This is a genomic window from Runella sp. R0.1_18, from assembly GCF_057652155.1.
The window spans coordinates 15274-29103 of sequence record NZ_JBYFCK010000003.1; the positions used below are offsets into that span (position 1 = coordinate 15274).

A 13830-nucleotide genomic window follows, 5' to 3' on the forward strand; every position below is an offset into this window, starting at 1 on the left:
CTCTAACCAGCTGGTACGCCAGTCCGATGAGCTACATCCCCAAACGGAGTGCAAAGATGTAGTTTCGATTCGATTTTTGCAACTACTTCCCCAAAAATACTTTAGTAAGAAATGTCGGTTTTGTTTTGGGTTAAGGTTTCCATCACTGGTTTTGAGCGACTCAACAACATAGGGTCTTCAGTAACAGGGTTTTCGCGAAGGTATAGTTTTTTGAGACGTTTCAATTTGGGCATTTGTAGCGGTAGCTCACTTAAATTATTGTAGCTGACGTCGATTTCTTCCACCCCGCGTAATGTACCAATAAAGTTGGGCAAGGTACTAAACTGATTATGATTAATGTCAAGGATGGTCAACCGCCGCAATCTTTTGAGATTAGGAAGGCTCGACAATTTATTGTGATGCGCATAGATGGCTTGTAGGCGTCTCAGTTTCCGAAGGTTTGCGGGGAGTTGATTCAGTTGGTTATTTGAAAGTGCCAATTGCTGTAATCGACGCATGTGCCCAATTGACGAAGGTAGTTCGGAAAGATTGTTATGATAGAGGTCAATCACTTCTAATTTTCTTAATTTTCTGACTCCTTGGGGTAAGGTGCTGAGATCACACGAATATAAATTGATGTCGCGTAGTCGTCTCAAGCCTTGAAAACTATCATCGTTTAGCTGGGTAAGTTTGTTGTAACCGAGCCATAAGCTGGAGAGACGTTTGCAGGTTTGAACCGCGGCTGGTACGTCTGTAAAACGATTGTTTTGGATATTTAAAATTCGGAGGGTTTTGTTCTCCGTAAACGTTAAGCTGTTGTTAGTAAGTTGGTTGTTGTTGAGCCACACATGTTTAAGTTTAGGCAAACGGGCTAAATCTATGCTGACGTTTTTGAGTTCGTTTCCGCCTAGATTCAGCTCTTTCATCTCCGTAAATTTATAAATAACGTCAGGTACTTCCTTCAGTTCCAGTTGATTGAGGGCCAGAACCTTGACTGTATCGGGGCGAGTGGTGGCAATAGCCTCTTCGAGGGTGGTAATGACGTGGCGTCCTTTGGGAAGCTGACGTGTCACCCCAATGTTGATAAATTGGTGAAAGGAGTGAGCGGCTGTAATCTTAACGGGAAAACGATAGTTGTCTAAGTAAGTACGGAGAGAATCCAAGATTCTTGTTTTTGATTCTTCCGAAACTTTGCCCTCAAAGCTGTAAAGGAAATAGTCAAACCGCCCTTCTTTACTTACATAAAAACGACTCCACAGCGTACCATTGTCTTTTTTGTTGCTGTTTTTCCTTGCTTGACTGTTCACATTGAGCAAAAAGGCTTGCTCAGATTTAAAATAGGTGTTAGCTGTACCTTCAAAAAACTTTTTAGAACCAGGATAGAGGCTGTCCAATTGCTTTATACTCAGTCGCTTACTTTCGGCTTCTGAGAATGTCATTATTTTTACTTGCGAATACGCAAATGAGCTAACGAAGAAGATAGACGATAAAAAAAATAGTTTCATAGTTGTAGGAGGTTTACTCTTCTAACTACGAAACTAAAGATAATATCGTTCAAAACAATATATAAAGAAAAATTTTATATAAAAATCTTTCTAACGAGAAAGTTTCCCTGAGCTATCACCCGAAGATAGCCGCTCAACTTCATCTACAGACACCAAGTTAAAATCGCCTTCTACGGTATGTTTGAGGGCAGCAGCCGAGGTCGCAAATTCAAGGGCGTGCTGCACACTTTGGTCAAAATAGTCATAGCCATACAAGAAGCCAGCGATAAAAGCATCGCCGCTCCCGATGCGATCTACAATGTGGTGAATGTCGTAGGTGGTGGTTTTGTAAAACTTCTCGCCGTTCCAAGCTTTACCCTTTAATTGATTATGCGATGCACTGATGGAATCACGTTTGGTGTCAAGGACTAGCTTTATATTAGGGTACCGTTCCATGATTTGTTTTGAGGTAGATACCCACTTATTTTTATCCTCGGGTAGTGGTTTAATCCCAAATAAATCATCGGCATTACTATTGCCGCATACGATGAGGTCACAGTAAGATACCAATTCTGGCATAATTTCCTGTGGTGTTTTTCCCCAATTCCATAGACCTTTACGGTAGTTTACGTCTGCCGAGATTTTAACGCCTAACTTTCGGGCGGTTTGTACAGCTTCTAAGCAGGCCTGTGCGGCACTTTCAGACAGGGCAGGGGTGATGCCCGTGAAGTGAAACCAATCGGCTCCCGTCAGAATCCGTTCCCAATCAAAACTATCAGCCTCAAGGGTACAAAAGGAGTCATTGAGGCGGTCATAAATCACTTGGCTTGCTCGGGCGTTGGCGCCATTTTCTACGAAATAAATTCCCATACGGTCGCCACCTAACTGGATTTCAGAGGTGTCGAGGCCGTATTTACGCAAATACATAATGGCAGCTTTCCCAATGTCATTGTTGGGAAAACGGGTCACGTGGACGGCTTGAACGTCCCATTGGGCAGTCGCAATCGCAACGTTGGCTTCTCCACCAGCGTAGGTAATGTCAAAACGATGAGCTTGGCTAAAACGAGCAAAAGCAGGTGGTGATAACCGCATCATGATTTGACCGAAAGTAACAATTTTTTTCATACCTTGTAAAGCTAAGTTTTGGGCTATTTACTCCGTTTTTCTTGGCGTTTTTTGATGGTTTTTTTAGCCCATTGATACGAATCCGTAAAAACTTCACTTTCAATCGTAAAGCCTAAACTATAATACGGGCCGTTGTAATTGGAGGGTACATTTTTTTGGTACAACGCGTAGCGATAGCCACCCTGCGCACTGAAACCCACCCACCGTGTTGCTTTCCATTTAAGAAAGAGCCCAACTTGGGCAGGCATAAAAATATCGTTTCGCCGCCAAATCATCAAGTCATTAAGAAGTTTGTTTCTTGAACTTTGGGTTGCTCCCACACCTACTTCAACAGGTATGCTAAAACGCCAACGCTTGTTCTCAATGATATTTGGGAAATACATTAAGCTGAAAAAATACAAATCTGTTTTGGTGTAATAACCCAAATTGATGCGCTGCGAAGCATTTTTACGTAAGTCAATGAGCCTTAGAAATGAGTTAAAAGTAAGCCAATAGTACCCAAAGGTAAGTTCATGGCGCTTCCGTCCAAATTTTATTCCTGTATTTACGCCCCAAATATTGACAAACTTTTTGTCAATAAACGAACTTCTAGCGTCCCAGTTGAGGGTGTACATTAGGTTGGGGCCGCGCCTCGTGCTGTCTTGGCTACTGGAAAATATTTCTTTGAGGAATTTGAGCGATTTAGGGGTATGGGTAGAGTCACTGGTTTTGACAGAGGTGGAGTCAACGTGAGCTGCCCACATTCGAGCAGGAATGGTAAAGGTGGTTAAAAATAGATAGAAGAGGTGTTTACGAAACATGCTGTACTTGACGCTAAAACAATTATTTTCAATAACGTTTTTCTCAGAAGGTTTAGTTTTATTTTTTGTTAATTGGAACAATTTTTAACGTACGTTTGTACTACATTTATCAAGCCTCCCAGAAAAGAGGCTTTCAATTATCGGATTAACCATATAAAGCCGATAGTCTATAAGTAAAAAATATTCGTTCCACAAAAACTCTTATTTATCATGTCACTTAGATTAGGCGATATTGCTCCAGATTTTCAAGCAGATACTACGCAAGGCCCTATCAGTTTCCACGAATGGTTAGGTGATTCTTGGGGATTGTTATTTTCTCACCCTGCCGATTTTACACCAGTTTGTACTACTGAATTGGGCAAAACGGCGTTATTGAAGGGCGAATTTGCAAAAAGAAACGTAAAAGTAATAGCGGTGAGCGTGGATGATTTGGAGTCGCACGCGCGTTGGGTACCAGATATAAACGAAGTAAATGGCACGGAAGTAAATTTCCCAATCATTGCGGATGAAAACCGTAACGTGGCAACGTTGTACGACATGATTCATCCGAATGCCAGCGAAAAAGCAACGGTTCGTTCGGTGTTTGTGATTGGCCCTGACAAGAAAATTAAACTTACGTTGACTTACCCTGCTTCAACAGGTCGTAACTTCAACGAATTGATTCGCGTTATTGATTCGCTTCAACTGACAGCTTATAACCAAGTTGCTACGCCAGCAGACTGGAAACCAGGCGAAGATGTGATTGTGGTACCTGCTGTTTCGACGGAAGACGCTCAGAAAAAATACAGCGATTTGCGCATCGTAAAACCTTACTTGCGTTATACTGCGCAACCAAATAAGTAAAAAGGAAGACTTGGTCTGACTATCGTCTGACCAAGTCTTCCTTTTTTTGACTTTGTTTGGGTCTGACTATCGTCTGACCCTCTCTCTGACCCTTTTGCTCGGTCTGACTATCGTCTGACCCTCTCTGGCCTTTTTGCTCGGTCAGACGATAGTCAGACCGAGCAAAAAGGCCAAATTGTAATCTAGTAACGGTACAATTCTGATTTGAATGGTCCTTCTACCGTAACGCCAATGTAAGCAGCTTGCTCTTCATCAAGAGTTTCAAGCTTCACCCCAATGTGTGACAAGTGCAATTTCGCTACTTTTTCGTCGAGGTGCTTAGGCAAGATATAAACTTGTTTTTCGTATTTGCCTGGGTTAGTATATAACTCAATTTGTGCCAATGTTTGGTTACAGAATGAGTTTGACATCACAAAAGATGGGTGACCCATCGCGCAACCCAAGTTCACCAAACGACCTTCTGCCAAGACGATGATTTCTTTGCCATCTACTGTATAAAGATCAACTTGTGGTTTGATTTGCTCTTTCGTTGCACCGTAGTTTTCGTTCAACCAAGCCATGTCGATTTCGTTATCGAAGTGACCAATGTTACAAACTACTGCTTTGTCTTTCATTGATTTGAAATGGCGGCCTTTGATGATGTTGATGTTACCTGTCGCCGTTACAAAGATATTGGCGCGCGTCGCAGCTTCATCCATCGTAACTACTTCAAAGCCATCCATCGCTGCTTGCAATGCGCAGATTGGGTCGATTTCGGTAACCAAAACGCGGCAACCAGCACCACGAAGTGATTCAGCCGAACCTTTACCTACGTCACCATAACCTGCTACAACGGCTACTTTACCAGCCAACATCAAGTCAGTAGCACGACGGATAGCGTCCACCAATGACTCTTTGCAACCGTATTTGTTATCAAATTTTGATTTAGTAACCGAATCGTTTACGTTGATAGCTGGAAGGTGCAAAGTGCCGTTTTTCATACGCTCGTACAAACGGTGTACCCCTGTTGTAGTTTCTTCCGACAAACCACCGATGCCAGAAATCAACTCAGGATAGTTGTCAAACACCATGTTTGTCAAATCACCACCGTCGTCAAGAATCATATTCAATGGCTGACGCTCTTCTCCGAAGAAAAGTGTTTGCTCGATACACCAATCAAATTCTTCAGCTGTCATACCTTTCCAAGCATAAACCGAGATACCTGCGGCAGCAATAGCAGCAGCAGCGTGATCTTGCGTTGAGAAGATGTTACATGAAGACCAAGTTACTTCAGCGCCCAATTCAACCAACGTTTCAATCAAAACGGCAGTTTGGATAGTCATGTGCAAGCATCCTGCGATACGAGAGCCTTTCAATGGCTTCGTAGCGCCATATTCAGCACGAAGTGCCATCAAACCAGGCATTTCGGCTTCAGCCAAACGAATTTCTTTGCGGCCCCAATCGGCCAATGTGATGTCTTTAACTTTGTACGGTACGTACGTTCCTGTTGCTACTGACATTTTATTATTAAAATTAAATATGATTGCTTATTTGCTAAGTGTTTATCAAAACAAATGCAAAATTAGTAGGTATTAGCTGGAGAATGATTGTTTAAACAATTGAAAATATGCCTCTATCCAAAAAAAAGATATTTTATAAGGTAAGAATAGGAAGAAACGTTACATTGTTAGATATAAACAGTGTTATAAAATATTTTGGCAGATAAAATGTCTAGTCAAGGTTTTTGATAAAACACACGATTCTCGCTGCTTCGGTAAAACCTGCTTTTTCATGGAAGCGAATACTAAGTTGATTTTCAATTTCAACATCGGAGCAAAGTTGCTTAAAGCCGTGTTGGATAGCCCATTGTTCGGCGCGTGTGACAAGCATTTGTCCCAGACCTTTCTGTCGGTAATCGCTATCAATGTATAGCCCTTCAATGTAGGCAACAGGTAGTTTTTCGGCACCTTCTACGTAATCATTACGAATGCTAAGTTCAATAAAACCAATGGGTTGACTAGAGGTTCGTAACACAAAACAAGCCCCTTGATTCTGTTTCAAAAGGTCTGAGTAGTGGGTTTGCATTTCTACCAACTCAGTATCAGGCCACAGTTGAGTAGCCAACTGTGCGACAGCAGCGACGGTGGAGGGTTGTAGTGCTTCGATGAATGGCATTTTTGCTACTAAGATGTAGCTCCTCTGGAGCAGCTTTTTGTTTTAATACGTTCAACTTGAAACCCAAGCTTCATTCAATGAATTGCGAAATATGCTATTGAGTAATTGGCTGGAAGGAGGGTCAATTTTTTCTATACTTTTGACTAAATTGGTATAAAACGTTATTTTGTCTTCTAAAAAAAGGTTGAGAGCTGGGATAGGGTCTGCTTCATTTAACTCTTCACCCGCTTTTTTTCGTATCAATAATTCTTGAATAATGGCTTTTATACTTGGGTCATCAACCTGACTTTCAAGGAGTACATCAAATTCTACAGGAGCCATACTGTTAGTTTTTAGTATCCAGTCGCAGGCAAGTAGCGGGCGTAAAACGTAAAAGTATTTCTTTAAGCGGACTTGTTCTTTTAACAAATAATCTCGGTAATTGCCTTCTGCCATGTGTAAGTAGTGGTGAAGGCAGGCTCTTGGACTAAAAACCTCCTGTGTTAGTGTTTGAAGTTGTTGGGCTGTAGAAGTTTGCTCTAAGTAAACAATAGGACTTTGCAACCACTCTAGCAAGGGAGGATTTGATTTTCTAAAAAGTTTCAAGGCTTTTTTAAGTTCCCATCCTGATAAATCAAGCTCATTGGGCAACATTTCCTCGATAGTGTCTCGTTTCTCGTCGATTGTTAAATACCAATCTATCGTATGAATATATACAAATCGGACATCCCAATCACTGTTGGTAGAAGCGAATCCCCAAGCACGACTGCCACTCTCAACTGCAAACAAAATTTTGATATTGTGTTGTTTTTCTAAGCGTAGAAGCTCTTTTTGAATTTCCTTTTTCATCGCATTTTAAGGTTTTTGACAGAAAAATATCCTTCTACATTTTCAACAAAAAATGCGCAATCAAAAAATAGGTGCCGATACCCACCAAATCGTTGGCCGTGGTGATGAAAGGTCCCGAAGCAACGGCAGGGTTAATGCCAAAGCGGTCGAGGATGAGAGGGGTAATGGTGCCCATAAAAGACGCCAATAATACCACTGCCATTAGGGAAAGACTTACCACCCACACCAATTGGGTTTCACTAAAAACAAGTACGTATAGCCCTGCTAAAAGCCCAATAATGAGGCCGTTGAGAGAGGCAATAACAATGATTTTGAGTAAACGTTCTTTCCAACTTATTTCTAACCCCGACTTGTCGGCCAAGGCTTGTACAATCAACGACGCCGTTTGAATGCCTACATTTCCCCCCGTCGAACCCATGATGGGAATAAACATAGCAAGTGCAGCAATTTTACTCAGTTCGCCCTCAAAAACCCGAATTACAGTAGCCGCCATCAAGCTACCAATCACGCCCACAATTAGCCAAGGCAGACGCCCCTTCACTTGTTGCCAAAGGTTATCGTCTTCTTCTACTTCACCCGTAATACCCGAAATCGCTTGAATATCTTCTTCGGCTTTTTCGATAATAACGTCCAAAACGTCGTCAATGGTGATGCGGCCAAGTAAGCGTTTTTGCACGTTTACGACTGGAATGGCCTCCAAATCGTACCGTTGCATGATTTCGGATACTTCCTCTACGGGGCGGTACGTTTCGACGTAGTGAATGTCTTCGTCGTATATGTTGCCGATTTTGGTGTTTTTTCGGGCTAACACCAAGTTTTTGAGCGAAATAAGCCCTAGCAGAGTCTGATTGTCGTCAACTACATAAACGGCATAGACTTTTTCAACGTCTTCGGCCTGTTTACGAATCTCTTCAATGCACTCATTTACCGTCCAATTGACGTTGGCTTTTACCAATTCTTTTTGCATCAAGCCACCCGCCACATCTTCGTCGTAGGGGAGGAGGTCGATGATAAAGCGGGCTTGCTCACGGTCTTCGAGCAATCCGATGACCTCTTCCCGTACCTGAATGGGCTGCTCTTGGAGCAAATCCACGGCATCGTCCGAATCAAAAATTTCGATATAACGAGCAATTTCGGCGGACGAAAAATTCTCCAAAAATCGTTTGCGGTCCTCGGGTTCTATTTCTGCCAAAATTTCGGCACCTATCTCCGTATTGAGCAAACTGAAAAGATAATGGGCGGGTTCGGTTTCCAGCTCATACAGCAACATGGTGATGTCGGCAGGGTACAATTCATCCATTTCTGCCCGAAGCAACTTATCGTTACGCCCCGAGATGGCCGTTTCAATTTTTTCGAGAAACTCTTTGGTTAATTCAAACGTCATGCCTTCAATGCGTCTTATTCGGCTATTCGCCGTTGGCAGGTTGATTTTCTACAAGCTGGGTTAACAATACAAAATCAGCTACGCTAAGTTGCTCAGCCCGCTTGTCCAGCATGGGGTGATTAAAAGTGATTCCGAGCGGTTTGAGCGCATTTCGAAGCGTTTTACGTCGTTGATTAAAACCTGCTTTTACTACTTGCGTAAACCGTTTTTCATCACAATCTAGTTTGTCAACCTGGTTGCGCTTGAGCCGAACAACGCCTGACTGGACTTTTGGAGGCGGATCAAACGCTTCAGGCGGAACAGTAAAGGAATATTCGATGTCATAAAAGGCTTGAAGCAAAACGCTCAAGATACCGTAATCTTTTTTTCCTGGAGGCGCGGCAATTCGGAGCGCTACTTCTTTTTGAAACATTCCAATGATTTCGGGAATGAGGTCGCGGTAATCGAGGGCTTTAAAAAGAATTTGGGACGAAATATTATAAGGATAATTGCCAATCAGGGCAAATCGTCCCGTCCCCGTTGAAGTACCATTTTGAATAGACTGGTACCATTCGTTGAGGTTCATTCGGAGAAAGTCGCCACCGATAATTTTACCTTCGAGTTTGGGGAAATTTACTTTTAGATAGGCGACTGATTCACGGTCTATTTCAACCACATAGGTGTTGTACTGTTCCTTGGGTAAAATAAACTGCGTCAATACCCCCATTCCTGGGCCAATTTCGAGCACAGTGTCGTATCCTCCGTGTCCAGAGAGAAGGTCAGCGATGCGGTTGGATGCGTCCAAATCGCGTAAAAAGTGCTGTCCTAAGTGTTTTTTTGCTTTAACTTTCATGCCTTGGAGGCTTTTGTGGGGCTATGTTTGGGCAATTGCGGCACGAAAGTACAAAATAACCCTTTGGGGAGGGCTATCGAGGAGTAGGAAATGTTAGAGGAGTGGTCGGGCTGAAAGTAGCCCGACACACGTTCTGAAGCAATGTTTATTCAAAACCCAACTTGGTTTTGGAAGTTTGTACTTCGGGGCACGACATAAAAAGTTTCCACAGTAATCCTGTACGGTGGTTTTCAATCATGCAAATAATCGGGCCTTGGTCGATGGCCAAAAAAGAATTTGCCCACCAAAGATTGGTCAGGTTAAAAGCGTCCACAAAACCGTAGTCTTTCCAAATCTTATCGCCCAATTTGTAATAGAAAAACCGTAATGCCCGCATCGACTCTTGTGGTGTGTAAGGCATGGCCGAAATCGCTGCGGTGGGGCTGATGACCCCCAAATCTTCGGTGGGGGAGTGGGCTGCATAGCCAGTGTTTGTATCGCTGGCGGTAAGTCCCCAACAATCAGCACTGTAGCCCGAATAATTTTTAGGATTAGCCAAGCAGTATTTATAGTTGATTTGGGTATGTGCCAAATTTTGTTGCCAATAATCAGCGTATTGGTCTTTTAATCCTTTGGGATTAAGCCCCAAAAATGAATAATGAGAAAAGAACAATGGCCCGCCCAAATCAAATCCAAGCGGCAAGGTTACGCCATAAAACTGCTTGCCATTTTTCATTTTACCATTTTCTGCCCAGCCATTGGTATAAACATCTTTGTTGATGCTATGGGTAGGAGAGCCAGCGGCTAAGAAGTACGTAATCAAGCACTCGTTCCAGCCATGAATTTGGTGATTCATGCGCCATTCATAGTTGGGAGACCAATGCCAGTACAAGACTTTTTCGCCGTTTTTGGTGTGCCAATCCCATTCTACGGCATTACAAATGTCGTTGATGATTTGACGAAGCGCTGTTTCCTCGGTTGTTTTTTTGTCAAAATACTGCCGAGCGGTCATTAATCCTTGAATCAAATAGGCAGTTTCTACCAAATCGCCGCCGTTATCGTAGGTACTGAAAGGAACGGTCGCGCCCGTGGTGCCATTCAACCAGTGAGGAAAAACGCCGTGGTGGGTTTTGGTTTTGTTTTTTAAAAAATCGGTCATTTTGGCCAAACGCTCAACCGCTTGTTGACGGGTGATGAAACCGCGTTCGACAGCCACTACCATGGCCATGATGCCAAAGCCTGTTCCGCCCGAAGTACAGACATCGCCCGAGGTATTTCGCTCGCGAGCAAGCCCCGATACAGGGTGACCAAACTCCCAGAAATAACGAAATGTCTGCTTTTGTACCAAGGTCAGCAATTCGTCGTCGCTAATGCGCGGAAATTTGTCTGTGGTATCGAGAGCGGTTGTTAAACCAAAATTTATGTTGGTATTCAGGAGGGTGGTTTTGCGAGATTGTAGCTCAGGTCCTACCAAAATACTGTACTGAGTGATGCTTTTCAAGGGCTGTTGCGGAACAATCCGAACGGCGCTGTCGGCCTTAAAAAAAGTGTAATTGAGGGGGATTTTTGCCGACGATTGGCGCTCTACCAACGAAATTGCGGCAGGCGCTGAGGTCGTATTGAGTGGTGCCGAAAAACTGATTTCTATTTTGGGCAAAAGGTTGGTATTGTTGGCATAAAACCCGCCAGATTGCTGGTCGTTGACGGTCACTAACTTATAATAAAATTGCTCAGGGGTAGCAACGTTTTGGGTTTTACAGGAAAAAAAGCTCGTTGAAACAATAAGCGTAGATACGCTGGCAAAGTAAAGGAGTGGTTTTAGGGTAACCATAATGAATGTGATTTTAGGATGCGCCAATGACTTGAGTGCCTAAAGTAAGAGCACCCCTCGGAGGAGATGGTGCTCTTGTTATCATAAAAAGTAGGGTAAAAAAGTAAAAGCTAATAACTAGCGTCCAGCAGTTTCAAGCTGGAAAAGGGAGCTAATATCGCCTTCCGAAAGGGCTTTGTTCCAAATCCGAACTTCGTCAATCATACCTGTCAAAGGTACTTGCCATGCGTCAGGAGTTCCCGAAATGTTGGTTCCCCATGCGCCAATGATTGGCTTGGTTGGAGTTGTGAAGTTGAGCGTACCCGTTGTCCCTCTCAATTCCCACTCTGGGTTCGATACCTTAACGCCGTTTGCGTAAATTTTGAAGTTAGAAGTTGCGCCATCCCATGTCATAACTATGTGCGTCCATGTACCACCAAATTTTGCGGCTTGTACTCCACCTTTGGTAGGTTCGTTGCGCGAGTCTTGCCAAGAGTCGTTCCCATTTACTTTGGTAACAACCAGTCCTTTCAACACCAAAGTATCTGAAGCTGCTTTTCTCCAACCTGTTTCGGCCATCAAGTTGATGTTCCCTGCCCATTCATTGGGGCGAGTAAGCGTAAAAAATACCGATGGATTTGAACCATTGTTTTTCACGTTAGCCCAAAGGCTGATGGTCGCATTGGGAAGGCTGTTTAATGAGGCAATGGCATCGTATGCCAAATAACCTGCCGCAAAGTTAGCCGCTTGCCCTTTGATACCTGTTGAATAAGAGACGTTTTGAGACTTGGTAGGAGCGCTTCCTGATTTTGCTTCTTTAGGGTCGCCATTAAGGCCCCAATACGCCACTAAGTTTGAGCTTGCTACTTCGTCGGCGTTGTTGTAACCACCGATTGGAGGTAATGATTCTTCTTTGCTGCAAGATGTCAACATGCTTCCTGTGATGATGGCACTTGCCAATGCGCCTAAAAGGATTTTGCTAGTTTTCATGTGATTTTTAGATGTGTTAAAAAAAAGTTGAAACAATGAATAAGAAAAATTGAAAGTAAAATGCTTGATGTGTTTTTGGGGGCTTAGTAGCCGTTGTTTTGAATTAATTTTCCGCCACTTAGCGCAATTTGAAGTGCAGGAATTGGCAATAGTTCGTGGGTGCCTTTGACGAATTTTTTGCCTGTTTTTTGCAATGTTTCAGCAGCACGGCCTTGGCGGACGAGGTCAAAAAAACGGTCGTGTTCCATGGCTAATTCGACGTGGCGTTCTTGCCAAATGGCTTCGCGAAGGGTCGTTTGAGCGGTAGAGGTAGCAGCTTTTAGACCTGCTCTTTGGCGAACCCGATTCAGCGGAGTAAGTGCTTCGCCGCTTCTGCCTAGCTCGTTGGCCGCTTCGGCATGGATAAGTAACACCTCGGCAAAACGTAGCAAATGGACATTTTTTTGCTTGCGGTCGCGGTTGCCCAGCCAGCTTTCCACGTTTTTGTTTTCGCTGTGGTATGCTTTGTAATTGTATCTAAGGTTTTCGACAGAGTCAGCGCTTGGAATACGAAAACCATCAAATAAAACTGTGCCTTTGTACGTCCCGCTGTTGTCGATAAAAATGATGGTGGCATTTTTTCTCAAATCACCTGCTTCGTACGCATTTGCCAAGGTGGTAGTGGGGTTACAAAAGCCCCAGCCCAAATCAGTCCACCCGCCTTTGCCACCCACGCGTGGTCCTTGGAACATCGAATAGTTGCTGATTCCAAAGTCTGAATTATTGAATTGACCCGTTTGAACTTCCAAAATAGCCTCTCTGCTGTTGTCGCCCACTTGTCGCCAGATGGTCGAATAATCGGCCAGCAAGTCATATTGACCCGAATTGATTACTTCTTTGGATAAATCATACGCCTTTTGCCACTCTTTTCGGTACATATATACTTTTGCCAAAAGGGCTTGCGCTGTTCCTTTTGAGATACGTCCAGCTTGGGTTTGACTGCGAAGAGGAAGGGTGTTGACACCATTTTGCAAATCGTCGATAATCACTTGATAAATCTCTTCCGCAGACGCGCGGGTTTGGAAAACGGGGTCATTGTTGGCGTCGGCGGCGTCTTTGGGTACCCGAAGGATTTTTGGGACACCTCCAAACCAACGTACGAGGTTGAAATAATAATAGCCTCGAATAAAACGTACTTCGGCGCTTAAACGGGCTTTGGTGGCCTCGTCGAGGGTAGAGTTACTAATCGCCACGAGCGACTGGTTCACTTTGGCGATTCCGTTGTAATAACCACTCCAGAGTGCTTGGACGAACAAATTGGTTGGGGTGTGGGTAAACTCATCCAACACGCCTACAGTTCCAGCTTGGTCGCTGGCAGTGCTGCCTTTGTCGGCGTCGTCAGAGAGGATATTGGTTGCCGAAACGAATGCGATACCGTGTACATCTCCTTCTGCGCCAAAAGCTTCTCCTAACATTAGACTGTTGTAAACCCCAACTACGAGGTTTTGGGCAAAATTTGGATCTGTATCAGCAGTAGGTTTGCCTTGTAATGGAACATCTAAGAAGCTGCTGTTGCAAGCAGTAAGGCTCAATAACAAACTCAATATACTTACCGAAATGTTATGCTTTTTCATGTCTTTTCT

General features: G+C 43.6%; 12 protein-coding genes. 1 reads left to right on the top strand and 11 read right to left on the bottom strand.

Translation table 11 applies throughout. From position 1 onward, the window contains the following. Positions 1-101: 101 nt before the first annotated feature. The 3 genes from AC23P2_RS05520 to AC23P2_RS05530 all read right to left on the bottom strand — a co-directional run bounded on the left by AC23P2_RS05520 (position 102) and on the right by AC23P2_RS05530 (position 3388). Entirely contained in the window at positions 102-1484 is a 1383-nt protein-coding gene (locus AC23P2_RS05520; RefSeq protein WP_487772266.1) for a leucine-rich repeat domain-containing protein, read from the bottom strand. Positions 1485-1574: 90 nt separating this feature from the next. Continuing rightward, positions 1575-2588, bottom strand: a complete 1014-nt coding sequence (locus AC23P2_RS05525) for a PfkB family carbohydrate kinase (protein ID WP_487772267.1) — start codon at positions 2586-2588, stop codon at positions 1575-1577. A 23-nt stretch (positions 2589-2611) separates the two neighbouring features. Beyond that, positions 2612-3388 (bottom strand): hypothetical protein, encoded by a 777-nt coding sequence (locus AC23P2_RS05530; protein ID WP_487772268.1) that lies wholly within the window; start codon positions 3386-3388, stop codon positions 2612-2614. Positions 3389-3598: 210 nt separating this feature from the next. Here AC23P2_RS05530 and AC23P2_RS05535 point away from each other — a divergent pair, with 210 nt between their 5' ends. Further along, entirely contained in the window at positions 3599-4231 is a 633-nt protein-coding gene (locus tag AC23P2_RS05535) for a peroxiredoxin (protein ID WP_487772269.1), read from the top strand. Positions 4232-4413: 182 nt separating this feature from the next. Here AC23P2_RS05535 and ahcY read toward each other — a convergent pair whose 3' ends face one another. From ahcY to AC23P2_RS05575, 8 genes are all read right to left on the bottom strand, one after another. After that, positions 4414-5730, bottom strand: coding sequence for an adenosylhomocysteinase (ahcY, locus tag AC23P2_RS05540; protein WP_487772270.1), 1317 nt, complete (start codon positions 5728-5730; stop codon positions 4414-4416). Positions 5731-5941: 211 nt separating this feature from the next. Further along, positions 5942-6385 (bottom strand): aminoglycoside 6'-N-acetyltransferase, encoded by a 444-nt coding sequence (gene aac(6'), locus AC23P2_RS05545; RefSeq protein WP_487772271.1) that lies wholly within the window; start codon positions 6383-6385, stop codon positions 5942-5944. Between the two features lie 51 nt (positions 6386-6436). Continuing rightward, a complete protein-coding gene (locus AC23P2_RS05550) occupies positions 6437-7213 on the bottom strand; it encodes a nucleotidyltransferase domain-containing protein (protein WP_487772272.1) in 777 nt (258 codons plus the stop codon). A gap of 34 nt (positions 7214-7247) precedes the next feature. After that, positions 7248-8597 carry a magnesium transporter gene (gene mgtE / locus AC23P2_RS05555; protein ID WP_487772273.1) on the bottom strand — a complete coding sequence of 450 codons (1350 nt, stop codon included), beginning with the start codon at positions 8595-8597 and terminating at the stop codon, positions 7248-7250. A 22-nt stretch (positions 8598-8619) separates the two neighbouring features. Then, entirely contained in the window at positions 8620-9429 is an 810-nt protein-coding gene (rsmA, locus tag AC23P2_RS05560; RefSeq protein ID WP_472490202.1) for a 16S rRNA (adenine(1518)-N(6)/adenine(1519)-N(6))-dimethyltransferase RsmA, read from the bottom strand. Between the two features lie 145 nt (positions 9430-9574). Beyond that, positions 9575-11239 (bottom strand): glucoamylase family protein, encoded by a 1665-nt coding sequence (locus tag AC23P2_RS05565; RefSeq protein WP_487772274.1) that lies wholly within the window; start codon positions 11237-11239, stop codon positions 9575-9577. 117 nt (positions 11240-11356) lie between these two features. Beyond that, positions 11357-12208 carry a LamG domain-containing protein gene (locus tag AC23P2_RS05570; protein WP_472490204.1) on the bottom strand — a complete coding sequence of 284 codons (852 nt, stop codon included), beginning with the start codon at positions 12206-12208 and terminating at the stop codon, positions 11357-11359. An 83-nt stretch (positions 12209-12291) separates the two neighbouring features. Then, entirely contained in the window at positions 12292-13821 is a 1530-nt protein-coding gene (locus AC23P2_RS05575; protein ID WP_487772275.1) for a RagB/SusD family nutrient uptake outer membrane protein, read from the bottom strand. Positions 13822-13830: the final 9 nt, after the last annotated feature.

Coding starts and splice junctions, on each gene's coding strand:
- AC23P2_RS05520 (WP_487772266.1), bottom strand. CDS start 1,484: ATGAAACTATTTTTTTTATCGTCTATCTTCTTCGTTAGCTCATTTGCG.
- AC23P2_RS05525 (WP_487772267.1), bottom strand. CDS start 2,588: ATGAAAAAAATTGTTACTTTCGGTCAAATCATGATGCGGTTATCACCA.
- AC23P2_RS05530 (WP_487772268.1), bottom strand. CDS start 3,388: ATGTTTCGTAAACACCTCTTCTATCTATTTTTAACCACCTTTACCATT.
- AC23P2_RS05535 (WP_487772269.1), top strand. CDS start 3,599: ATGTCACTTAGATTAGGCGATATTGCTCCAGATTTTCAAGCAGATACT.
- ahcY (WP_487772270.1), bottom strand. CDS start 5,730: ATGTCAGTAGCAACAGGAACGTACGTACCGTACAAAGTTAAAGACATC.
- AC23P2_RS05550 (WP_487772272.1), bottom strand. CDS start 7,213: ATGAAAAAGGAAATTCAAAAAGAGCTTCTACGCTTAGAAAAACAACAC.
- mgtE (WP_487772273.1), bottom strand. CDS start 8,597: ATGACGTTTGAATTAACCAAAGAGTTTCTCGAAAAAATTGAAACGGCC.
- rsmA (WP_472490202.1), bottom strand. CDS start 9,429: ATGAAAGTTAAAGCAAAAAAACACTTAGGACAGCACTTTTTACGCGAT.
- AC23P2_RS05565 (WP_487772274.1), bottom strand. CDS start 11,239: ATGGTTACCCTAAAACCACTCCTTTACTTTGCCAGCGTATCTACGCTT.
- AC23P2_RS05570 (WP_472490204.1), bottom strand. CDS start 12,208: ATGAAAACTAGCAAAATCCTTTTAGGCGCATTGGCAAGTGCCATCATC.
- AC23P2_RS05575 (WP_487772275.1), bottom strand. CDS start 13,821: ATGAAAAAGCATAACATTTCGGTAAGTATATTGAGTTTGTTATTGAGC.